Annotated in this window: 22 protein-coding genes; 19 read left to right on the top strand and 3 right to left on the bottom strand. The window is 48.1% G+C overall.

Features of this window, described 5'->3' with window-relative positions; genetic code table 11:
* Positions 1 to 73: 73 nt before the first annotated feature.
* A complete protein-coding gene (locus FD971_RS07320; protein WP_215333610.1) occupies positions 74 to 2,713 on the bottom strand; it encodes an Rne/Rng family ribonuclease in 2,640 nt (879 codons plus the stop codon).
* 463 nt (positions 2,714 to 3,176) lie between these two features.
* On the opposite strand from FD971_RS07320, the gene FD971_RS07315 reads away from it, so the two are divergent.
* Genes FD971_RS07315 through FD971_RS07305 form a run of 3 tightly spaced genes read left to right on the top strand, consistent with a single transcriptional unit; the run spans position 3,177 to position 5,887 of the window.
* Positions 3,177 to 4,199: an RluA family pseudouridine synthase gene (locus FD971_RS07315; protein WP_215333608.1), complete on the top strand. Its 1,023-nt coding sequence runs from the start codon at positions 3,177 to 3,179 to the stop codon at positions 4,197 to 4,199.
* A 19-nt stretch (positions 4,200 to 4,218) separates the two neighbouring features.
* The gene (locus FD971_RS07310) at positions 4,219 to 4,905 is read left to right on the top strand and encodes an HAD-IIIA family hydrolase (protein ID WP_215333606.1); all 687 of its coding nucleotides are present in this window, start codon (positions 4,219 to 4,221) and stop codon (positions 4,903 to 4,905) included.
* Between the two features lie 22 nt (positions 4,906 to 4,927).
* Positions 4,928 to 5,887 carry a S49 family peptidase gene (locus FD971_RS07305; protein WP_215333604.1) on the top strand — a complete coding sequence of 320 codons (960 nt, stop codon included), beginning with the start codon at positions 4,928 to 4,930 and terminating at the stop codon, positions 5,885 to 5,887.
* 35 nt (positions 5,888 to 5,922) lie between these two features.
* Here the strand turns inward: FD971_RS07305 and FD971_RS07300 are convergent, their stop codons facing one another.
* Positions 5,923 to 6,696, bottom strand: a complete 774-nt coding sequence (locus tag FD971_RS07300) for an SAM-dependent methyltransferase (protein WP_215333602.1) — start codon at positions 6,694 to 6,696, stop codon at positions 5,923 to 5,925.
* Positions 6,697 to 6,713: 17 nt separating this feature from the next.
* Positions 6,714 to 7,307 carry a Maf family nucleotide pyrophosphatase gene (locus FD971_RS07295; RefSeq protein WP_215333600.1) on the bottom strand — a complete coding sequence of 198 codons (594 nt, stop codon included), beginning with the start codon at positions 7,305 to 7,307 and terminating at the stop codon, positions 6,714 to 6,716.
* A gap of 43 nt (positions 7,308 to 7,350) precedes the next feature.
* On the opposite strand from FD971_RS07295, the gene FD971_RS07290 reads away from it, so the two are divergent.
* The 16 genes from FD971_RS07290 (at position 7,351) to acpS (ending at position 21,653) form a co-directional block, all read left to right on the top strand.
* Positions 7,351 to 7,929, top strand: coding sequence for a DUF177 domain-containing protein (locus FD971_RS07290; protein WP_215333598.1), 579 nt, complete (start codon positions 7,351 to 7,353; stop codon positions 7,927 to 7,929).
* 105 nt (positions 7,930 to 8,034) lie between these two features.
* Positions 8,035 to 8,214, top strand: a complete 180-nt coding sequence (gene rpmF, locus FD971_RS07285; protein ID WP_011902241.1) for a 50S ribosomal protein L32 — start codon at positions 8,035 to 8,037, stop codon at positions 8,212 to 8,214.
* Between the two features lie 84 nt (positions 8,215 to 8,298).
* On the top strand, positions 8,299 to 9,309 hold the full coding sequence (plsX, locus tag FD971_RS07280) for a phosphate acyltransferase PlsX (protein WP_215333596.1): 1,011 nt from the start codon (positions 8,299 to 8,301) through the stop codon (positions 9,307 to 9,309).
* Positions 9,310 to 9,311: 2 nt separating this feature from the next.
* Positions 9,312 to 10,298, top strand: a complete 987-nt coding sequence (locus FD971_RS07275; RefSeq protein WP_215333594.1) for a beta-ketoacyl-ACP synthase III — start codon at positions 9,312 to 9,314, stop codon at positions 10,296 to 10,298.
* Positions 10,299 to 10,366: 68 nt separating this feature from the next.
* A complete protein-coding gene (gene fabD / locus FD971_RS07270) occupies positions 10,367 to 11,302 on the top strand; it encodes an ACP S-malonyltransferase (RefSeq protein ID WP_215333592.1) in 936 nt (311 codons plus the stop codon).
* A gap of 75 nt (positions 11,303 to 11,377) precedes the next feature.
* Positions 11,378 to 12,121: a 3-oxoacyl-ACP reductase FabG gene (gene fabG, locus FD971_RS07265; RefSeq protein ID WP_215333590.1), complete on the top strand. Its 744-nt coding sequence runs from the start codon at positions 11,378 to 11,380 to the stop codon at positions 12,119 to 12,121.
* A 103-nt stretch (positions 12,122 to 12,224) separates the two neighbouring features.
* Positions 12,225 to 12,464, top strand: coding sequence for an acyl carrier protein (gene acpP / locus FD971_RS07260; RefSeq protein ID WP_015421596.1), 240 nt, complete (start codon positions 12,225 to 12,227; stop codon positions 12,462 to 12,464).
* A 28-nt stretch (positions 12,465 to 12,492) separates the two neighbouring features.
* Complete coding sequence (fabF, locus tag FD971_RS07255; protein ID WP_015421595.1) at positions 12,493 to 13,740, top strand: beta-ketoacyl-ACP synthase II; 1,248 nt, start codon at positions 12,493 to 12,495, stop codon at positions 13,738 to 13,740.
* 70 nt (positions 13,741 to 13,810) lie between these two features.
* Positions 13,811 to 15,259 carry a DegQ family serine endoprotease gene (locus FD971_RS07250; RefSeq protein WP_215333588.1) on the top strand — a complete coding sequence of 483 codons (1,449 nt, stop codon included), beginning with the start codon at positions 13,811 to 13,813 and terminating at the stop codon, positions 15,257 to 15,259.
* 144 nt (positions 15,260 to 15,403) lie between these two features.
* Complete coding sequence (gene lepA / locus FD971_RS07245) at positions 15,404 to 17,209, top strand: translation elongation factor 4 (protein WP_215333586.1); 1,806 nt, start codon at positions 15,404 to 15,406, stop codon at positions 17,207 to 17,209.
* Positions 17,209 to 18,015: a signal peptidase I gene (gene lepB, locus FD971_RS07240; RefSeq protein WP_215333584.1), complete on the top strand. Its 807-nt coding sequence runs from the start codon at positions 17,209 to 17,211 to the stop codon at positions 18,013 to 18,015. Before lepA ends, lepB begins: the two co-directional genes overlap by 1 nt.
* Positions 18,016 to 18,019: 4 nt before the next feature.
* Positions 18,020 to 18,811, top strand: a complete 792-nt coding sequence (gene rnc, locus FD971_RS07235) for a ribonuclease III (protein WP_215333582.1) — start codon at positions 18,020 to 18,022, stop codon at positions 18,809 to 18,811.
* A gap of 2 nt (positions 18,812 to 18,813) precedes the next feature.
* A complete protein-coding gene (gene era / locus FD971_RS07230) occupies positions 18,814 to 19,749 on the top strand; it encodes a GTPase Era (RefSeq protein ID WP_215333580.1) in 936 nt (311 codons plus the stop codon).
* 6 nt (positions 19,750 to 19,755) lie between these two features.
* On the top strand, positions 19,756 to 20,490 hold the full coding sequence (recO, locus tag FD971_RS07225) for a DNA repair protein RecO (RefSeq protein WP_215333578.1): 735 nt from the start codon (positions 19,756 to 19,758) through the stop codon (positions 20,488 to 20,490).
* A 12-nt stretch (positions 20,491 to 20,502) separates the two neighbouring features.
* A complete protein-coding gene (gene pdxJ, locus FD971_RS07220) occupies positions 20,503 to 21,246 on the top strand; it encodes a pyridoxine 5'-phosphate synthase (protein WP_215333576.1) in 744 nt (247 codons plus the stop codon).
* Between the two features lie 14 nt (positions 21,247 to 21,260).
* Positions 21,261 to 21,653, top strand: coding sequence for a holo-ACP synthase (gene acpS / locus FD971_RS07215; protein ID WP_215333575.1), 393 nt, complete (start codon positions 21,261 to 21,263; stop codon positions 21,651 to 21,653).
* The last annotated feature ends 2 nt before the right edge of the window (positions 21,654 to 21,655 follow it).

Raw genomic sequence — 21,655 nt, 5'->3', positions numbered from 1 at the left:
TGGCTGTGAAACGGTGTTTCTGCCAAACTGCCAAATATCCTTGTGGGATAAATAGCAGTCTGGAGAAATTCAATTAAACCGTTTTTTCTTGGCCGCCGGTTTCAACTAAAACCATTGGACCATTTTGCAAACTAACAGGAGCCTTAGGGGCTCTGCCCATTGGCAAAACTTCTGGCTCCGCTTTGATTTGCGATTGCGCTTCTTGGTGCTTGCTAGAGTCAGTTGCAACCCAGACCATGCCGGCAGATTGAACAACGCTATGCAATGGAGTCTCCTCGAGCGCCTGGAAGGCAACTTTAGGAAGCTCAGGCATTGGCTTAGCGATCACCTCAATCGGAGCTGCTGCTGCTCTTGCTACTGCCTGTGGGGCAGGTGCAGTAGCATTATCAGTGCGATTGCTTTGACGCGGTGCACGTTGCTCTCTTGGCTCTCTAGGTGCGCGGGGTGCACGATCTTTCACTTCATTCGAAGATGCAGGCGCAACTGTGTTTCCAAAGCTTTGAGCAATATTCTGAATTGGCATTGAAGCAGATGCTCCAGCCATTCCAACTGGTGGGCCTGAGAATGAAGTTGCTACAGCAACAACAGAAGCAATTGCCGCATCACCATTAGACTCAGTGCGCTCGCCACGTTGACCACGACCACGACCACGACGGTTGCGACCACGACCACGACGCTCTTCACCATCTGCGCTAGGAGCTGCATCGGTTCCAGGCGCAGCTTCAGTGGCTGGAGTTACCGCAGCTGGGTTTTCTGGTTTTGGATTGTTCTGGTTGCGATTACCGTTATTGCCATTGCGGTTACGGCCATCTTGACGGCCTCTACCTGAGCCTGCCTCGCGTGGAGCGTTTGTACCTTCGGCACCTTCAGCTGGGCGCTCACCGCGATCATTGCGTTCGCCACGACGACCGCGATTGCGGTTATTGCCGTTGCGATTATTTTGATTGCGACCACGTGGTGCGCTAGATGCAGGCTTCACTTCTGGTGCAGGCGCTGAAGAGAATAGGCTCTTAATGAAGCCAAAGAATCCACCGGTGCTTGCAGTGTCAGCGTTAGCTTTATCGGAACGTGCAGGACGTGGCTGACTTACTGGTGCTGGTGCATTTGGTGTAATGCCTTTTACAGCAGCTTCAGGACGAACTTTAACGTCGGCATCTTTACGGCTTACCGCAGTATCGGTCTCGAGTTCGGCAGCAGCTTCTTCAGCCATCACATAGCTCGCCTTTTGGTCATCAAGACGTGGATCGTCATGACGCAAACGCTCAAGCTTGTAATGTGGGGTTTCTAAATGCTTGTTTGGAATCATCAAGACATTGACTTTGAAACGTGTCTCAATCTTGATGACTTCAGCGCGCTTCTCATTGAGCAAGAATGCAGCCACTTCGACTGGAACCTGGGTATGAATAGCGGCAGTGTTTTCTTTCATTGCCTCTTCTTGAATAATTCGCAAGACTTGCAATGCAGAAGATTCGGTATCACGGATATGACCTGTGCCATTACAACGAGGACATGTTACGTGACTACCTTCAGAGAGGGCAGGGCGCAAACGCTGGCGTGACATTTCCATCAAGCCAAATTTAGAGATCTTGCCCATTTGAACGCGAGCACGGTCGTGACGCAGAGCATCGCGCAGGCGATTTTCAACATCCTTCTGTGCCTTGCTCGATTCCATATCAATAAAGTCGATCACGATCAAGCCACCCAAGTCACGTAAACGTGCTTGACGGGCGATTTCATCGGCGGCTTCTAAGTTAGTGCGAGTAGCAGTCTCTTCAATATCGGAACCACGAGTTGCACGTGCAGAGTTAACGTCCACTGAAACCAAAGCTTCAGTGTGGTCAATCACGATCGCGCCGCCAGATGGCAATGGCACAGTACGTGAGTAAGCAGTCTCAATCTGATGCTCGATTTGGAAGCGGGAGAACAATGGAACATCGTCCTGGTAACGCTTCACTCTAGGTAAGTTATCCGGCATTACTACAGACATAAAGGCTGCAGCTTGCTCGTAGATGTCATCCGTATCGATGAGGATCTCGCCGATATCTGGTTGGAAGTAGTCACGAATCGCACGAATCACTAAGCTGGATTCGAGGTAGATCAATAGTGGCGCTGAATTGCCTTTGGCGGCTTCATCAATCGCTGTCCACAACTGCATGAGGTAACTTAAATCCCACTGCAATTCAGTGGCGTCACGGCCAATACCAGCTGTACGAGCAATGATGCTCATGCCATCCGGTACTTGTAATTGGGACATTGCTTCACGGAGTTCTTGGCGGTCTTCACCTTCAATGCGGCGAGAAACACCACCACCACGTGGGTTATTTGGCATTAATACCAAATAGCGGCCGGCTAGAGAGACGAAAGAGGTTAGGGCAGCGCCTTTTTGGCCGCGCTCTTCTTTTTCTACCTGAACAATGATTTCTTGGCCTTCGCGCAAAGCATCTTTAATTGAGGCATTACGGACATCAATACCCTCTTTAAAGTAGGTGCGTGCAACTTCTTTAAATGGCAGGAAGCCATGGCGCTCTTCGCCGTAATTTACAAAGCAAGCTTCGAGCGAAGGCTCAATGCGGGTAATAACACCTTTGTAAATATTGCCTTTACGTTGTTCACGACCGGCAGCTTCGATATCGATATCGATGAGTTTTTGACCATCGACGATGGCAACTCGCAACTCTTCTTGTTGAGTTGCATTAAATAACATGCGTTTCATAACACTCTCCTATTGGGAGTGTGTCGCTGCGCGCTGCGTTAGGGGACAAGTTATATACCGCTTGGGGCATAGCCCATTGGCGGCTTTGGAGTGTGGATCAAACAAATCCAGACATTTACTGCCTGGTACACCAAGTTCAAATGTTGTTAAACCGGTGCCACACTTGACGATCGCCGCAGAGACCTCCTTTAGGTCATCAATGCAGGCGCGCGCCTGAAAACTGTCTTCTAATCGCGGGTCGCGGCATACGGCACACCAACCCTGCGCCTCATTACAACGGGGGAGGGGCAACCCCGGGAGTCTATTAAGGGCGACTCCAAGCTCCACGATTCAAACCTGAGTTCAGGTTGGGATCAAGCCAATAAATTGGCTAGAGCGTTGATTATACGGCACAAGTTGAACGACAATGGGGTATTGTTGAGTCCCTTGTCGACCTCTGTCGAGGTGGCAAGAGAGATAAATCATGAAATCCGAACCCATTTCCAAGCCTTCACCGGTAAAAACCGCCCCTCCAGCTGCTGTGCAGCTTCAGACCATTGGTCCTGAAGAGGCTGGCCAGCGATTGGATAATTACCTCTTGCGTTGGGCCAAAGGGGTCCCCAAAAGCCATGTTTACCGGATTATTCGGTCTGGCGAGGTTCGGGTGAATAAGAAAAGGGCTGAGCCGACTACCCGCCTGATTGAGGGTGATGTGGTCAGAGTCCCTCCGGTTCGGATCGCTGAGCCCGCTCAAATGGCGGCAGTCAATACCGCCCAAACCAAGAATCGGGCGCAAGGCTATTCTGACAAAATGCCCATTTTGTTCGAGGACGAAGCTCTATTAATAGTGAACAAGCCGGCAGGTTTGGCGGTCCATGGGGGCTCTGGTATTGCTTTAGGCGTTATTGAAACATTACGCATCACCCGTCCAGAGCTCAAGTTTCTGGAATTAGTTCACCGTTTAGATCGAGATACTTCGGGCGTATTACTTTTGGCTAAAAAGCGTAGCGCTTTGGTGGAGTTGCATCGCCAAATCCGCGAAGGTCAAACTGACAAGCGCTACTACTTGCTGGCACATGGGGAGATCGCTCAAGGTGCTGGCACCATGCAGTTGAAATTTGCTTTACATAAATACCTGTTGGCTAATGGTGAGCGCCGAGTGCGCGTTGATCCAGATGGCTTGCCAAGCCATACCGCTCTTCGCGTCACTAAAGTCATGAAGCGCGGTGATGTGGCAATCACCTTGGCCGAGGCCCAGCTGAAAACCGGGCGCACTCATCAAATTCGTGTACACCTTCAAAAATTGGGCCACTCCATTTTGGGTGACGATAAATATGGCTTTGAAGATCAAGACAAGCTTGTGAAATCAAAACGCTTGTATCTACATGCCCACTTGGCTGGCTTTACTCATCCACGTTCTGGCGAGAAGATGCGAATTGAGTCACCATTGCCCTCTGAATTTACGGCAATGATGAAAAACTTTGAAGTGCCTGCAGAAAAAAGCTAAGTGATTCACACTGCTGAGAATGATTAAAGAACAAAAACCCGATAGACGTTACGACCTGATTGTGTGGGACTGGGATGGAACCATCATGGATTCCACGCCGACGATCGTGAACTGCATACAGCAAGCTTGTCGCGACTTGGGCTTTAAAGAGCCTGATGACGCCCTAGCGAGCTCAGTGATTGGTTTAGGTATTCAGGACTCGCTGAGAAGGGCGGTGCCGTGGATTGAGCCGGCCCACTTCCCCAAGCTCACTGAGCGCTTTCGTTACCACTACTTATCCAAGGATCATGAGCTTGATTTATTTCCGGGAATTCGTAAGCTGTTAGAAAGCTTGCGCGAGGATGGTTACTTGCTAGGCGTCGCTACAGGTAAATCACGTGTTGGATTAGATCGCTCCTTAAAGCATCATCAGCTAGAGCAGATGTTTCATGAAACCCGTACCGCAGATGAATCTTTTTCTAAGCCTCACCCTGGAATGCTTCTAGAGCTTTCAGATGTGATGCAAGTGCCGATGCGTCGGATGCTCATGATTGGGGACACCACGCATGATTTGGATATGGCAGCTAATGCCGGGGTTGATGCGGTAGCAGTGACTTATGGCGCGCACCCTCCAAGCACTTTAAAAGAGGCACCATCATTAATTCATGTGGATGACGTTATGCAACTGAGTCAATGGCTTAATGAGAACCTCACTGTTAAAAACTAGTTAGTAACTAAGGATTAAAAAGATGGATCAAAATCAATCCGAGAACGCCAATCAAAATTGGGAGCGTCAAGCGCTTGAGCATTTATTGCTAGAGAATTTAAAAGAGACTCGCAAGGCGCGTCGCTGGAAAGCAGTGTTTCGCATCCTCACCCTCATTACTTTTATTGGCGTAGTGCTTGCAGTATTTGATTTTCACCTGCCTGGGCGCGGTATGGGCATGGAGAAGCACACTGCCTTGGTCACCTTAGAAGGGGAGATTTCTTCAAGCTCAATGGCCAATGCCTTGGATATCAACTCATCACTCACTGCTGCATTTGAAAATGAAAACAGTGCTGGCGTAGTTTTGCGAATTAACAGTCCCGGCGGTTCTCCAGTGCAGGCGGGCATGATGAATGATGAGATACATCGCTTACGTAAACTCTATCCAAGCAAACCACTTTATGTTGTTGTGGAGGATATCTGCGCTTCGGGTGGTTACTACGTCGCAGTTGCTGGTGATCAAATTTTGGTGGATAAGGCTAGCTTAGTTGGATCTATTGGCGTGATCATGGAAGGCTTCGGTTTCACTGGCTTGATGGATAAGTTGGGTGTAACTCGTCGCATGATTACGGCAGGGTCAAACAAGGGAATGATGGATCCGTTCTCTAAAGAAAATCCTCAGCAAGTCGAAATGATTAAAAAGATGATCGATGAGATTCATCAGCAATTTATTGCCGTGGTCAAAGCAGGTCGTGGCGACCGTCTAAAAGAAACCCCAGAGATGTTCTCGGGCCGCGTTTGGAATGGTGAGCAAGCCATCAAAATTGGTTTAGTGGACGGCTATGGAACGGTAGAGACCGTTGCGCGCGACATTTTTAAAGCGCCGGATATTCTTGACTACACCATGAAAGAGAATTTTGCTGAGCGTGTAGCTAAACGTTTTGGTGCTGAAGTTGGCGCTGCAGCTGGCAAGGCCTTAATTAAGACGCCTGATCTAAAGTAAAAAACGATAGATCAATTGGGTAACAATTAAAACGCTTAGGCCAGCAATAGAAATACTGCTGGCCTATTTTGTAATGAAGCACAGGCAGCTTCGTTGGGGAAGCGCTTACGCCAATCTGCAATTGATAGCGTTGTAATCGTTTCACTTGGCAGGCTGAGATCCATTCCAAGACACAATAATGATTGCGGGGACAGCGCATTCAGGCAGGCCATCAGCATCGCAGTATTGCGATAGGGTGTCTCAATCCAAATTTGCGTCTGTTGTAATTTTCTAGATTCCACTTCCAGCTGCTTCAGTCGTGCAATACGATCTTGCGCATCATGCGGAACATAGCCTTGAAACGCAAAGCGCTGACCATTCAAACCGCTCGCCATCAGGCCCAACAAAATAGAGCTTGGTCCGACCATTGGCTTTACTTTGGCGCCCAACTTATGAGCAGCCAGTACGAGCTCTGCACCGGGATCTGCAACGCCGGGAACACCCGCTTCTGACATGAGACCCATGTCTTTCCCAGCAATCAGTGGCTTAAGTAAATCTAGGGGTTTAACTGCATCACCATATTTAGCATTGCGCGCCACGCCACGCCACTCACTCATTTGCATTTCTTGAATAGTGCAGGCTAAAGGTGAAACGCTATCGACTGCTTTTAAAAAAGCACGGGCTGTTTTTGCATCCTCAACAATCCAGTTGGTGAGCTTGGCAGTCTGGACAATGGTTTCACTTGGCAAAACCCAAGGCAACTGCTCTACACGTGAATCATCGCCCAAAGTATTGGGAATTAAAAAGAGGGTGCCTAAGGTTGAACTCATTGACTTAGTTTCACTTTTTATTTCTTTGCTGGAATGACAAAACCAGCGTCACGTAAGAGTCCACTCAGCGCAATTAACGGCAAGCCAATTAATGCAGTAGGGTCATCGCTCTTGATGGACTCCAATAGTGAGATTCCCAAGCCTTCAGACTTGGCGCTACCAGCGCAGTCATAGGGTTCTTCAGCCTGGAGGTATGCCTCTAGAACATCATCGCCCAGTTTGCGAAAGGTAACTTCCGTAGGAATATTGATTGTTGTTTCGACAGCGCCATGCATTAGACATAGCGCTGTTTGAAAAGTGACTGTTGCACCACGCATTAGCTGTAGTTGTGCCATGGCGCGCTCAAAGTTTCCTGGCTTGCCAATCGCCGCACCACAAAGGTCCGCTACTTGATCGGAGCCAATGACCCAAGCTTCAGGGTGATCTTTAGCCACTGCTGCAGCTTTCTCCTTAGCTAAGCGCAAGGCTAGATCCACAGTGCTTTCACCAGAAAGGGGGGTTTCATCAACCTTGGGCGAGATGACATCAAAAGGGATGCGTAGGCGCTCTAAGAGCTCCCGACGATAGACCGAGGTAGATGCCAGAATTAGTTTTTTTGCAGAATTGCTCATCACTACTTGTACTTTCGCTGAAGCCTTCATTTAGACTGATGTCATGAATCGTAATCAAGTTTTACCTCAAGTTGAGCTATCCACCGATCCTAAGGCTTTGAGTCGGATTGATTTTTGTGCCCCCCAATCCTATCAAGGTACCGGTTTTTTAGAGATTTCTGCTTTGCCGAGACTGGCTGAGGAGGCCTCTAGCATCGAGCCGGGCGATGGCTTCCGTTGGCAGGTCAAGACCCGTTTTGCAGATTCTCCGGGTTCTGAGCCGCAACAAATTCTGGAATTGGCTGTTAAAGGTCATATTCACGTGGTCTGCCAGAGTTGTTTGCAGGATTGTGGCCTCGATTTGGCGCAAGAGAGTCGATTTGTGATGGTGGCGACAGAAGCTGAGGCGGATGCCTTTCCGATAGAGGATGATCAGCAGGAGCCTTTGGTGGCAAGCCAGCACTTTGACCTTTTAGGTCTAATTGAAGATGAAATTCTCTTGTCTATGCCCTTGATTCCTAAGCATCCAGACGGGACTTGCCAGCCACATGCTTCTTCATTCGGGGAGGGCGGTGATGCTGGAGATCCCACTGAAAAGCCTCAGAATCCCTTTAACATATTGAAAAATATGAAGAAAAACTGATTTGACCTGCTTTATTGGGCGCGCCATTTCAAACGGGTTTTATCAATTAATCAAGCATTTAGCTCAATTTACATGCTAGAATGTCGCCTTGCTTAGGAGTTCAATATGGCCGTCCAACAGAATAAAAAATCCCCATCCAAACGTGGCATGCATCGTGCGCACGACTTTTTGACCGCACCTGCTACGGCTGTTGAAGCCACAACTGGTGAGGCTCACTTGCGCCACCACATTTCACCAAACGGCTACTACCGTGGTCGTAAAGTTGTTAAAACCAAAAACGACTAATTCTTTAGTCTAAAAGATAGAAGCGGCTCCAGTAAAAGCCGCTTTTTTCTTTGAAAAATACCACTCGCAGCAATACATTATTTTATGAGCGTCACTCTTGCTATCGATGCCATGGGCGGAGATCACGGGGTAGTTGTTACAGTCCCCGCTTGTTGCGATTTTCTCGAAAAACATGCTGATGTGAAGATTGCTTTGGTTGGCAATCCGGAAGCACTCAAGCAAGCCTTGAGTCAATTTCCAAAGGCGCCCTTAGAGCGCATTCAAATTATTCCCGCTAGTGAAGTTGTGTTGATGGATGACCCCATTGAGGTGGCATTACGTCGTAAAAAAGACTCTTCCATGCGTGTTGCTATCGAGCAGGTCAAAGAAGGTCTGGCTGATGCAATCATCTCTTCTGGCAATACGGGCGCCTTAATGGCGATTTCCCGCTACATTCTCAAAACACTCGAAGGCGTGGATCGTCCTGCGATTGCCACTGCGATCCCTAATGAAAAAGGGCGTGGTACTACGATGCTCGATCTCGGTGCGAATGCCGATTGCGAACCGATGCACCTAGTGCAGTTTGCGCAAATGGCTAACGTGATGGTGCAGGTGGTGGATGGCACGCAAAACCCTTCAATCGGTCTTCTCAATATTGGCGAGGAAGTGATTAAGGGCAATGAAGTCGTTAAGCAGACGAGTGAGCTGCTGCGTCAAACAAATTTAAACTTTTATGGCAACGTAGAAGGTAATGATATTTTTAAGGGCACCACAGATATCGTGGTGTGCGATGGTTTCGTTGGCAACGTTGTTCTCAAAGCAAGCGAAGGCTTGGCCAAGATGATGAGTGGCTTGATCAAAGAAGAGTTCAATCGATCATGGCTTACGAAGTTAATGGCCATCTGCGCCATGGTGCCATTGTTGCGTGTGCGTAAGCGTGTTGACCATCGTCGCTATAACGGTGCGGTACTCTTAGGTTTGCGCGGTTGTGTAATCAAGAGTCACGGCTCAGCGGATCGTTTTGCATTTGGTTTTGCACTTGATCGCGCTTATGAAGCAGCAAAAAATCGTATGGTAGAACGTATCGCACAAGCTTTTGTGGCGGAGACAAAATAATCATGAGTACTTATTCACGGATAGCGGGAACGGGAAGTTATCTTCCGGAGCAACGCTTAAGCAATCAAGATCTCGTTGAACGTTTAGCGAAGATTGGTCTTGAGACTAGTGATGAATGGATTGTGACTCGTAGCGGAATTTCTGCACGTCACTTCGCTGCAGAAAATCAACTCACTAGTGACTTGGCAGTCAAAGCTGCAGAAGCCGCATTAGAAGCAGCTGGCTGCACATCGGAAGATCTCGACCTCATTATTTTGGCAACATCAACGCCGGATCATTTGGGTGGCTTCCCCAGTACAGCTTGTGTAGTGCAAGATAAGTTGGGCGCTCACACCAATTGCGCAGCATTTGATGTCCAGGCGGTATGCGCTGGATTTACTTATGCCCTTGCGATTGCGGATGCATTTATTCGTACTGGTACTTACAAAAAAGTATTGGTTCTCGGCGCAGAAACTTTCTCCCGCATTTTGGATTTCCAAGATCGCACTACTTCTGTTTTGTTTGGCGATGGTGCTGGCGCAGTGGTTCTCGAGGCTTCGAAGGAGCCGGGCATTTTGGCAACAGCCTTGCATGCTGACGGCAGTCAACGCGATATCCTCTGTGTTCCGGGGCGCGCAAAGCAGGGTGGTGTAGAAGGCTCCGCTTACCTAACTATGGACGGGCCTGCGGTATTTAAACTGGCCGTCAAAGTGCTTGAACAAGTTGCGCATGAGGCTTTAGAAAAAGCCAATCTTAAGCCAGAACAAATTGACTGGCTGGTGCCACACCAAGCCAATATTCGCATCATGGAGAGCACAGCCCGCAAGATGGGTATGTCGATGGATAAAGTGATTGTGACTGTGCATGAGCACGGCAATACTTCTGCTGCATCCATTCCACTTGCTTTGGATGTTGGCGTACGCTCTGGTCAAATTCAACGCGGTCAACACCTCTTGTTGGAGGGTGTGGGTGGTGGCTTTGCTTGGGGCGCGGCAGCTATTAAGTACTAAAGCGAAGTAATAAAGCGAAGTACTAAAGCTAAAAATACATTCACAACTATTATTCAGCGATTATTCCTATGACATTTGCATTTGTATTCCCTGGCCAAGGCTCCCAATCTGTTGGGATGCTTAATTCGATTGCCGATCGCCCTGAAGTTCGCGCGACCTTACAAGAAGCTTCAGAAGCTTTGGGTGAGGATGTTGCAAAACTGATTGCTGAGGGCCCTGCAGAGGCATTGTCTTTAACAACCAATACACAGCCCGTGATGTTGACTGCGGCGATTGCGTTTTATCGCGCTTGGTTGGCCTCTGGTGGTGCGGTTCCTCAGATGATGGCTGGCCATAGCTTGGGTGAATACTCTGCTCTAGTTGCTGCCGGCGTCATCTCTTTTAAAGATGCTGTGCCATTAGTGCGCTTTCGTGCTGAAGCCATGCAGACAGCTGTACCAGTTGGTACGGGTGGCATGGCTGCGATCTTAGGTTTGGATGACGCGATTGTGAAGACAGTTTGTGCTGAAGCTGCTGCAGCCTCGGGCGGTGTAGTTGAGGCGGTGAACTTCAATGCGCCAGGACAGGTAGTAATTGCTGGTGGTAGCGATGCGGTGACTAAGGCCTGCGAGCTTCTCAAGGCAGCTGGCGCAAAACGCGCTCTGCCATTGCCCGTGTCTGCACCGTTTCATTCATCCTTGCTGCAACCTGCTTCTGAAAAACTTAAAGGTTACTTAGCCGATATTGAATTTAAGGTTCCTACTATTTCTGTAGTGAATAACGTTGATGTCAATGTGTTGAATGACCCGGCAGCTATCAAAGATGCTTTGGTACGCCAAGCTGCAAAACCTGTGCGTTGGCAAGAGACGATCAATGCCATGGCTCAACAGGGCATCACTCAGGTAGTGGAATGTGGTCCTGGCAAGGTATTGGCTGGATTGACTAAGCGCATCAATGAGCATGTTGTTGGCATTCCTATTTTTGATGAAGCCAGCCTCACCGAAGCTTTGGCTACAGTAAAGTAAAAATACAAATAAGCAATAAGTAAGAAACAAGCAAGAAACTGGTAAGAATCAATAGAGAAACAACGGAAGACAAATATGAATCTCGACTTAAGCGGACAAATTGCATTGGTAACCGGCGCATCACGCGGTATTGGTCAAGCCATTGCGGATGAGCTAGTGAAATGTGGTGCCAAGGTGATTGGTACTGCGACTTCTGCAGATGGTGCCAAAGCAATCAATGCACGTTTACAAGCGAGCGGTGGTCGCGGTGAAGTGTTGAATGTGACTGACCCAAAGGCTTGCGAAGACATTATTGATTTGATCGTCAAGGATTTTGGTGGCATCAATATTTTGGTGAATAACGCCGGTATCACCCGCGATAACCTTGCCATGCGCATGAAAACTGACGAGTGGACTGATGTTATCGACACCAATTTAAGTGCGGTTTTCCGTTTGTCACAGGCAGTTATGCGCCCAATGATGAAAGCACGTGGTGGCCGCATTATTAATATCACTTCAATCGTTGGTCATATGGGTAACCCTGGGCAGGCCAATTACGCTGCCGCAAAAGCAGGGGTTTCCGGCATGACCCGCGCTTTGGCTCGCGAGATTGGTAGCCGTAATATCACTGTGAACTGCGTTGCACCTGGATTTATTGATACCGATATGACACGTGCTTTGAGCGAAGAACAGCAAAATGCCCTAAAAGCGAATATTCCTTTGGCACGTCTGGGTAGTCCAGAAGATGTGGCCCAGGCAGTAGCCTTTTTGGCGTCTCCGGCGGCTGGATACATTACGGGTAACACCCTACATATCAATGGCGGCCTCTATTTAGCCTAAAAATACAGCAGAAATTTGATCATTTTTTGGCGGATTTGCTAATTCGGCCCGCCAAGCTGATAAAATTCTTTTCATCGTTTTTTTACAACCCTTGGGGGAATTAATGGATAACATCGAACAACGCGTTAAGAAGATCGTCGCTGAGCAATTAGGCGTCGCAGAAGCAGATATCAAAAATGAATCTTCTTTTGTGAATGACTTGGGCGCAGACTCTCTTGACACTGTTGAATTGGTAATGGCTTTGGAAGACGAATTCGGAATTGAAATTCCGGATGAAGAAGCTGAAAAAATTACTACTGTTCAGCTCGCTATCGATTTTGCTCAGTCTAAAGCTCAGGGTTAATTCCCTAGCTTAGTTAAAAGCTCTTACTGTGTCAGCATCAAATGGCCGTCGCCGGGTTGTCGTTACCGGCTTAGGCCTTATTTCACCAGTTGGTAACTCGGTTGATGTAGCTTGGTCTAATTTGCTTGCGGGCAAATCAGGCATCGCTACCATCACGAAGTTTGACCATACTCCACTGAGCGTGCATTTCGCTGGTGAGGTGAAAGATTTCAATGTCGAAGAATATGTTTCTGCCAAAGAGGCGCGCCACATGGATACCTTTATCCATTACGGTATCGCTGCTGGCACGCAAGCTATTCGCGATAGCGGTTTACAAGTAACTGAAGAGAACGCTGAGCGCGTTGGCGTGATGGTCGGCTCAGGCATTGGCGGTTTGCCAATGATTGAAGAGACTGGCGCTGAGTTGTTAGCTCGCGGTCCACGTCGTATCTCCCCATTCTTTGTACCAGGCTCAATCATTAATATGATTTCTGGTCATCTGAGCATCTTGTTTGGTCTTAAAGGTCCAAACGTCGCTGCTGTTACTGCCTGTACTACTGGGTTGCATAGCATTGGATTGGCAGCACGCTTAATTCAGTACGGTGACGCTGATGTGATGGTTGCCGGCGGCGCTGAATCCACGATTTCTGCACTAGGTGTTGGTGGCTTTGCTTCAGCACGCGCACTATCGACTCGTAACGACGATCCTGCAACAGCTTCACGTCCATGGGATAGAGACCGCGATGGTTTCGTTCTAGGTGAGGGTGCTGGTGTTGTGGTGCTGGAAGAGTACGAGCACGCTAAAGCCCGTGGTGCAAAAATCTACTGTGAGCTCTTGGGCTTCGGTATGAGTGGTGATGCGTATCACATGACTGCCCCAAATATGGATGGCCCACGTCGTTGCATGGTTAACGCAATGCGCGATGCTGGTTTGAATGCCGATCAGATTCAATACATTAACGCCCACGGCACTTCGACACCTTTGGGCGACAAGAACGAAACGGGTGCGATTAAAGCTGCTCTTGGCGATCATGCTAAGAAGACTTTGATTAACTCCACCAAGTCAATGACTGGCCACCTTTTAGGCGGTGCTGGTGGCTTGGAGTCTGTTTTCACTATTCTGGCTTTACATAACCAGAAGTCTCCGCCAACAATCAACATTTTTAATCAAGATCCTGAGTGTGATTTGGACTACTGCGCCAATACAGCTCGTGATGTGAAGATTGACCATGCCGTCAAAAACAACTTTGGCTTTGGGGGTACTAACGGTACCTTGATTTTTGGCAAACTGACCTAATATACAGATTAGGTTTTTCCTTTCTTCGTTTCTTCAATTATTGGTTTTTACCAAGCAGGTCTATAGCATTATGAAAAAGTACCTTATTGCGCTCTTGGCTATCCTTAGCTTGGGGCAATTCGCAATGATTTCTCAGGCCTATGCCCAGAGCCCACGCGTCTCTATTCCGGATTTTGCTGATTTAGTTGAGCGAGCTAGTCCAGCCGTGGTCAATATCCGCACTACTGAAAAAGTAATGCAGCAACAAGCTCAGGGCGGCTTTCCTGGTATGCCGGAAGAGCAGGCTGAATTCTTTCGTCGCTTCTTCGGTGTGCCTATTCCAGGGTTACCTAGCGGGCCTAAACAAGCTCAACCAAACTCGGGCAAACCTCAAGAGGCTGATCGCGGTGTAGGCTCCGGCTTCATTATCGAATCCAACGGCTTAATCTTGACCAATGCGCACGTGGTTGAGGGTGCAAATACTATTTACGTTACCTTGACTGACAAGCGGGAGTACAAGGCCAAGTTATTGGGCATGGATAAGCGTACTGATGTGGCAGTTGTCAAAATCGATGCGCGTGATTTGCCGAAGCTGCCTCTGGGCGACTCTTCTCGGGTGAGAGTGGGTGAATGGGTACTAGCTATTGGCTCCCCATTTGGCTTAGAAAATACTGTGACTGCAGGAATTGTGTCTGCTAAGAGTCGTGACACTGGTGACTACTTGCCTTTTATTCAAACTGACGTAGCGGTAAATCCAGGTAATTCGGGTGGGCCGTTATTGAATACTGCTGGGCAGGCGATTGGCATTAACTCACAAATCTTCAGTCGCTCTGGTGGATACATGGGGATCTCCTTTGCTATTCCGATTGATGAGGCAATGCGTGTGGCGGATCAATTGCGCACCAACGGAAAAATGACACGTGGTCGTATTGGTGTGGCTTTAGGTGAGATGACTAAAGAAATTGCTGAGAGCCTTGGGCTGGGTAAGCCACGCGGCGCCTATGTTCGTAATGTTGAGCCAGGCGGTCCAGCAGCTGCAGGTGGGATTGAGTCAGGCGACGTCATTCTCAGTTTCAATGGCCGTGATATTGGTAAATCCACAGATCTTCCTAGAGCGGTTGGTGATACTAAGCCGGGTACTAGTGCCAGCGTACAAGTTTGGCGTAAAGGCTCCACCAAAGACTTAATGGTTTCAGTTGTGGATACCGAAGCAGGTCAGGCCGCTGTGAAGAAGTCGGATAACCCCGGTTCAGGCGGCGGAAACGCCAACTCTCTGGGGGTAGCAGTGTCTGAGCTCTCAGATAGTAAGAAAAAGGAGCTTAATATCCGCGGTGGCGTTGAGGTTACTGGTCTTGGGGAAGGTCCTTTGGTACGTGCTGGCGTTCGCCCTGGGGATGTCATCATCCGGATTGCGGACGTGGATATTACCGGGATTAAGCAGTTTGAAAGCCTGGTGAAGGGCTTGGATACCAATAAGTCGGTGCCAGTTTTTGTCCGTAGAGCCGATAGCACCATGATTATTCCAGTAAGGCCGAAATAAGCCAAAACCGGGGTTTTTGGGTGAAATAAACGGGTTTGGCACTAAGTTGGCGCCACCCATTACAATCCCTTTAAGACGGCTTTTTGCAGCGCATCATCGTGGTGCGTTCTGACAAGGCGTTTTTTGAAGACCACATAAGACGCTATGGATTTAATCCGCAATTTTTCTATCATCGCCCACATAGATCACGGCAAATCAACGCTCGCTGATCGGATTATTCAACTCTGTGGCGGACTCTCTGATCGTGAAATGGAAGCACAAGTTCTGGACTCAATGGATATTGAGCGAGAGCGTGGCATCACCATTAAGGCGCAAACAGCAGCGCTGACTTATAAAGCAAAAGATGGGAAAACCTACAACATCAATTTGATTGACACGCCGGGGCACGTTGACTTCTCCTATGAGGTGAGTCGCTCCTTGTCAGCATGTGAAGGTGCATTGTTAGTGGTGGATGCCAGTCAAGGTGTTGAAGCTCAAACAGTGGCTAACTGCTACATGGCGCTGGAGTTGGGTGTTGAAGTAGTGCCCGTACTAAATAAGATTGATTTGCCACAAGCAGATCCTGATCGTGCCAAAAAAGAAATTGAAGATGTTATTGGCATTGATGCCTCTGAAGCGGTGACCTGTTCAGCTAAAACGGGTTTAGGCGTGCAAGATGTCATCGAAGAGATGATTGCACGAGTGCCTCCACCTAAAGGCAATGCAGCAGATCCTTTGCAAGCCTTGATTATTGATTCTTGGTTTGATAACTACGTTGGCGTCGTGATGTTGGTGCGGGTTGTAAACGGCACATTAAAACCAAAAGAAAAAATTACTTTGATGGCCAATGGTTCAAGCCATCTGGTTGAACACGTGGGCGTATTTAGTCCAAAGTCTGTAGATCGTCCTGAGTTGTCTGCTGGTCAAGTAGGCTTCGTGATTGCTGGCATTAAAGAGTTAAAGGCTGCAAAGGTGGGTGACACCGTTACGCATACCCCTGGACAGCAAGGTCGAGTTCCCGCTACAGAACCGTTACCGGGTTTTAAAGAGGTAAAGCCTCAGGTCTTTGCGGGTCTGTATCCGGTGGAGTCGAGTGAATACGATCAACTTCGTGAATCTTTAGAGAAGCTACAATTAAACGATGCCTCACTCTTATATGAGCCTGAGGTTTCACAAGCGCTTGGTTTTGGATTCCGCTGCGGCTTCTTGGGCTTACTCCATATGGAGATCGTGCAAGAGCGCTTAGAGCGCCAGTACGGCATGAATCTCATCACCACTGCTCCAACAGTGGTGTACCAAGTAGAGCAATCTGATGGCAGCATCTTGTCTGTAGATAACCCATCAAAGATGCCTGAGGCTAGTAAGATCAATACGATTCTTGAGCCGATCGTGACAGTCAATTTGTATATGCCGCAAGAGTACGTGGGCGCGATCATTACCCTGTGCGTTGGAAAGCGCGGTATTCAGATGGATATGAATTACCTCGGTCGCCAAGTGAAGCTCACCTATGAGTTGCCAATGGCGGAGATTGTGTTGGACTTCTTCGACAAAATGAAATCCATCTCCCGTGGTTATGCATCTATGGATTACGAGTTCAAAGAATATCGTCCAGCTGACGTAGTCAAGGTCGACATCTTGATTAACGGTGAGCGCGTAGATGCTTTGTCTGTGATCGTTCACCGTAGTAATAGTCAGCATCGCGGACGTGAAGTGGTTGCGAAGATGCGCGGCATTATTCCGCGTCAAATGTTTGATGTAGCTATTCAGGCGGCAATCGGTAGCAATATCGTTGCTCGTGAAAATGTCAAAGCTTTACGCAAGAACGTATTAGCCAAGTGTTATGGTGGTGATATTTCTCGTAAGCGCAAACTGTTAGAGAAGCAAAAAGAAGGTAAGAAACGCATGAAGCAAGTAGGTAATGTGGAGATTCCACAAGAAGCCTTCTTGGCCATTTTGCAGGTAGACGACTAATGAACTTTGCCCTCATTCTCTTTATCTTGGTAGTAGTCTCGGGTATTGCTTGGGTTGCCGACCGTTATTACTTTGCTCCGCAAAGACGTGTAGCTGGTATTGATCGTATGCCTCTATGGCTGGAATATACGGCTGGTTTCTTCCCAGTAATTTGCGCGGTCTTTGTGCTGCGCTCTTTTCTTGTGGAGCCATTCAAAATTCCATCAGGCTCCATGATCCCAACTCTACAGATTGGTGATTTCATTCTGGTGAATAAATTCACCTACGGAATTCGTTTGCCAGTCATCAATCAGAAAGTGCTTGATCTAGGCTCTCCAAAGCGCGGTGATGTCGTGGTGTTTCGCTACCCACGCGATGAGTCAGTCGATTACATTAAGCGCGTCGTAGCTTTGCCAGGCGATACCATTACCTATCAAGACAAGCGCTTAACGGTCAATGGTCAGCTCTTGAAATATAGCGGTGGAGAGGCTTATCTCGACCCAGAAAATATGCGTTACGCCAAGCGCTTCGAGGAATCATTTCCTGCAGATTTAGGTGGCAATAAACATGAAATTCTGAACGATCCTGATCGCCCCGCCGGCATGTTTCCTGCAGAGCGTTTCCCAGGATTTGAAAGCTGCCAATATATCAATGCAGGGCTCACCTGCACTGTACCTGCGGGGCATTACTTTGCTATGGGAGATAACCGCGATAACAGTGCTGACTCTCGTTACTGGGGGTTTGTACCGGATAAAAATATCGTAGGTAGAGCCTTTTTTGTTTGGTTGAATCTTGGGAATCTAGGTCGCATTGGCGGCTTCGAATAAGACCATGAACGCCCGCGCCGCTATCGAAACCGCACCGCTGCAAGCGCAACTAGGCTACACGTTTAAAAAACTAGAGCTACTCAATCAAGCTCTTACGCATCGCAGTCATAGCAAGAAGAATAATGAGCGCCTTGAGTTTTTAGGTGACTCTATTCTTAATTGCGTTGTCGCCGAAATGCTCTATGAGCGTTACTCAGATCTAGATGAGGGCGATCTTTCTCGCGTACGGGCTAACTTGGTCAAGCAGCAGGCGCTCTACGAGATTGCACAAACTTTATCGCTGTCCGACTACCTACGTTTAGGTGAGGGTGAGTTGAAGAGCGGTGGTTTCCGTCGCCCATCCATCTTGGCTGACACTCTTGAAGCAGTTACTGGCGCAATATTTCTAGATGGCGGATTTGATGCTGCTAAGGCTTGTTTACGCAAACTCTATTCCATCATTTTGGCAAATGTCGATCCCAAGACCTTAGGTAAAGACGATAAGACTTTGCTGCAAGAGTGTTTGCAAAGCTATCAGTTGCCATTACCCACCTATAACGTTACTGGCACCAGTGGCGCAGCCCACAATCAGCAATTTGAGGTGGAGTGTTTAATACCAAACCTCAAGGTATCAGTTAAGGGTGAGGGCGCGTCTCGACGTGCAGCAGAGCAGGCGGCCGCGAAGATCGCTTTAATAGCCGCACTCAAAGCCTTGCCACAGGCATTAGGTAAGCCTAAAAAGACTCGGTCAGCTAAAAAGAATGCAGCGAAAAAAGTAGCGACCGAAGAGCAGTTAAATCTTAAGCTGAAGGGCTAATCGTGTTTAGATGCGGCACTATCGCCATTGTTGGCCGTCCCAATATGGGTAAATCAACTCTCTTGAATGCTTTGGTTGGACAGAAGATCAGCATTACTTCGCGTAAAGCACAAACCACACGTCACCGTATTCTAGGCATCCAGAATCGTGAAGAGGCGCAGTTCATATTTATTGATACGCCAGGCTTTCAGACTCGTTTGATGAATACCCTCAACAAGGCCTTGAATCGTACGGTAACTACCGCTTTACAAGATGTGAATGTGGCGTGCTTTGTAGTTGAGGCTGGTTACTTTGGTGAAGATGATAAGAAAGTCTTGAAATTACTGCCGGATGATTTACCCGTTGTCTTAGTTTTAAATAAATTGGATTTATTTAATAGTCGCTTTCAGACTCCCTCTGAGCGGGATCAAGCGCTACTCAACTTTATTAAAGACATGGCTCGCCCTTGGTGTGAATTAGGTGGTCATGAAGATCAGAAGTGTGAGTTCGCCGAAATCGTGCCGATGAGTGCCAAGAGTCCTGGGGATGTCGAAAGATTATTAGATGTACTCGAGGGTTATTTGCCTGAGGCACCAGCAGTCTATGATGGCGACACCATCACCGATCGCAGTGAGCGCTTCTTGGCTGCTGAGATCCTGCGTGAGAAGGTCTTCCGTTTTACTGGCGAGGAATTGCCTTACACCAGCACAGTAGTCATTGATCAGTTCAAGATGGACGGTAAGATGCGTCGGATAGCAGCAACAATCTTGGTCGATCGCGATAGCCATAAGGCGATGATTATTGGTGCCAAGGGTGAGCGATTGAAGAAGATCTCAACCGATGCACGTATTGATATGGAAAAGCTCTTTGACGGCAAGGTCTTTCTAGAGACTTGGGTCAAGGTCAAACGTGGCTGGGCGGATGATCGTGCTGAATTACGGGCGCAAGGACTAGAGTAATTATTCATGGCCTCCATTCGTGTTGCTGATGAACCTGCTTTTGTATTGCACAGTATTCCTTACAAGGAAACGAGTTTAATTCTGGATGTCTTTACTCGGCAGTATGGTCGTATGGCCTTAATTGCTAAGGGTGCCAAGCGTCCACACTCAGTATTGCGTCCGGTCTTGCAGCGTTTCCAGCCGCTATTGGTTTCGTGGAGCGGTAAGTCTGAACTACGGACTTTAACGAAGTCGGAATGGGTAGGTGGCACACCCTCCTTAGTGGGCGATGCATTACTTTGTGGTTTCTATCTCAATGAGTTGTTAGTCAAGTTTCTCGCTCGTGAGGATGACTATGAAAAACTTTACGACCATTACACCGATACTATTTCTGCTTTATCTAATCTTAAACTTGAATCCAAAGGTTTAGAAGAAATTCTGCGACCTTTCGAGTTAACACTTTTGCAAGAGACTGGATACGCAGCAGCGCTGGATCGTTGCGTGGAAACCAATAGTGCCCCCATTGCAAATGAGCAATATGTTTATCAGCCCGAGCGCGGCGTCAGACCGGCGCAAGGTGATGATCCGGGCCACTGGCCAGTCTTAAGCGGCAAATCCTTGTTGGCCATTGCAGCAGGAGACTTTTCTGATCAAGAGACGCTTTCTGAAAGCAAACAGTTAATGCGCTTCCTGTTGGGCTTGCACCTTCAGGATCAAGTGCTTACAACACGTCAAATTTTGATTGACTTGAAGAAAATCTAGTAATCTTACTTAATGAATACCCAATCAAAACTTGAGCTTGGTATCAATATTGACCATGTCGCCACTTTACGCAATGCGCGTGGCACGGTCTATCCCGATCCTTTAAAAGCAGCACGCTTGGCCGAAGAAGCTGGTGCCGATTTGATTACCTTGCATTTGCGTGAGGATCGTCGCCATATTAAGGATGCTGATTTAATGGCATTGCGCCCATTGATTCAGACGCGAATGAACTTGGAGTGCGCTGTTACTCCTGAGATGATCGATATCGCTTGCCGGGTTCAGCCGCACGATGTGTGCCTTGTTCCTGAAAAGCGTGAAGAGGTCACTACTGAGGGCGGACTGGATGTTGTCGGTCACTTCGAGGCAGTCAAAGCCGCTACGATGCAATTAAAGGCTGCTGGCATTCGGGTATCCCTTTTCATTGATCCCGAAGAAAAGCAAATTCAAGCTGCTAAAGATGTTGGTGCAACGGTAGTGGAGTTACACACCGGGCGCTATGCTGATCTCTCAGGGAGTCAGCAGACTCAAGAGCTGGAGCGCATCAGAAAAGCCGCTCAGTTTGGAAAGGGTATTAGTCTGAGGGTTAATGCAGGCCATGGTTTGCATGAGGGTAATGTGATGCCGGTAGCTGCCATTGCGGAGCTCTCTGAACTCAATATTGGCCATGCTATTGTTGCTGAAGCCCTTTTTAAGGGCTGGCAAAAGGCAATTACCGACATGAAAGCTCTGATGAATCAGGGTAGAGCTAACGCTTAATATTTAAAAATCAAATGATCATTGGTATAGGCACAGACATTTTGCAGATCGAGCGGCTTCAAGCTGCTTACGATCGTACCAATGGACGCTTGGCTGAAAAAATTCTTGGGCCAGATGAGATGTTGGTTTTTAAACATCGGTTAGCCAGAAATCACAAGCGGGGTATTGCATTTTTAGCAACGCGCTTTGCAGCAAAGGAAGCATTCTCCAAAGCAATTGGTTTGGGCATGAGAATGCCAATGACTTGGCGCTCTTTGCAAACACTCAACGAGCCTAGTGGCAAACCGGTTACTTCCTATTTAGGTGCACTTGCGCAATTTATGCAGGAAAAAAACTGGGAGGCTCAGGTCACCGTTAGTGATGAGCAGGATATGGCAATTGCCCATGTCATCGTTACACAAAGATAAAT

The organism is Polynucleobacter sp. AP-Ainpum-60-G11, from assembly GCF_018688375.1.
In the GTDB taxonomy this organism is placed as follows: Bacteria; Pseudomonadota; Gammaproteobacteria; order Burkholderiales; family Burkholderiaceae; genus Polynucleobacter.
This window is presented reverse-complemented; position numbering and strand designations above follow the sequence as displayed.

What these genes read in the sequence shown, in the direction of transcription:
- FD971_RS07320 (WP_215333610.1), bottom strand. Translation starts at nt 2,713, where the DNA reads ATGAAACGCATGTTATTTAATGCAACTCAACAAGAAGAGTTGCGAGTT.
- FD971_RS07315 (WP_215333608.1), top strand. Translation starts at nt 3,177, where the DNA reads ATGAAATCCGAACCCATTTCCAAGCCTTCACCGGTAAAAACCGCCCCT.
- FD971_RS07310 (WP_215333606.1), top strand. Translation starts at nt 4,219, where the DNA reads ATGATTAAAGAACAAAAACCCGATAGACGTTACGACCTGATTGTGTGG.
- FD971_RS07305 (WP_215333604.1), top strand. Translation starts at nt 4,928, where the DNA reads ATGGATCAAAATCAATCCGAGAACGCCAATCAAAATTGGGAGCGTCAA.
- FD971_RS07300 (WP_215333602.1), bottom strand. Translation starts at nt 6,696, where the DNA reads ATGAGTTCAACCTTAGGCACCCTCTTTTTAATTCCCAATACTTTGGGC.
- FD971_RS07295 (WP_215333600.1), bottom strand. Translation starts at nt 7,307, where the DNA reads ATGAGCAATTCTGCAAAAAAACTAATTCTGGCATCTACCTCGGTCTAT.
- FD971_RS07290 (WP_215333598.1), top strand. Translation starts at nt 7,351, where the DNA reads ATGAATCGTAATCAAGTTTTACCTCAAGTTGAGCTATCCACCGATCCT.
- rpmF (WP_011902241.1), top strand. Translation starts at nt 8,035, where the DNA reads ATGGCCGTCCAACAGAATAAAAAATCCCCATCCAAACGTGGCATGCAT.
- plsX (WP_215333596.1), top strand. Translation starts at nt 8,299, where the DNA reads ATGAGCGTCACTCTTGCTATCGATGCCATGGGCGGAGATCACGGGGTA.
- FD971_RS07275 (WP_215333594.1), top strand. Translation starts at nt 9,312, where the DNA reads ATGAGTACTTATTCACGGATAGCGGGAACGGGAAGTTATCTTCCGGAG.
- fabD (WP_215333592.1), top strand. Translation starts at nt 10,367, where the DNA reads ATGACATTTGCATTTGTATTCCCTGGCCAAGGCTCCCAATCTGTTGGG.
- fabG (WP_215333590.1), top strand. Translation starts at nt 11,378, where the DNA reads ATGAATCTCGACTTAAGCGGACAAATTGCATTGGTAACCGGCGCATCA.
- acpP (WP_015421596.1), top strand. Translation starts at nt 12,225, where the DNA reads ATGGATAACATCGAACAACGCGTTAAGAAGATCGTCGCTGAGCAATTA.
- FD971_RS07250 (WP_215333588.1), top strand. Translation starts at nt 13,811, where the DNA reads ATGAAAAAGTACCTTATTGCGCTCTTGGCTATCCTTAGCTTGGGGCAA.
- lepA (WP_215333586.1), top strand. Translation starts at nt 15,404, where the DNA reads ATGGATTTAATCCGCAATTTTTCTATCATCGCCCACATAGATCACGGC.
- lepB (WP_215333584.1), top strand. Translation starts at nt 17,209, where the DNA reads ATGAACTTTGCCCTCATTCTCTTTATCTTGGTAGTAGTCTCGGGTATT.
- rnc (WP_215333582.1), top strand. Translation starts at nt 18,020, where the DNA reads ATGAACGCCCGCGCCGCTATCGAAACCGCACCGCTGCAAGCGCAACTA.
- recO (WP_215333578.1), top strand. Translation starts at nt 19,756, where the DNA reads ATGGCCTCCATTCGTGTTGCTGATGAACCTGCTTTTGTATTGCACAGT.
- pdxJ (WP_215333576.1), top strand. Translation starts at nt 20,503, where the DNA reads ATGAATACCCAATCAAAACTTGAGCTTGGTATCAATATTGACCATGTC.
- acpS (WP_215333575.1), top strand. Translation starts at nt 21,261, where the DNA reads ATGATCATTGGTATAGGCACAGACATTTTGCAGATCGAGCGGCTTCAA.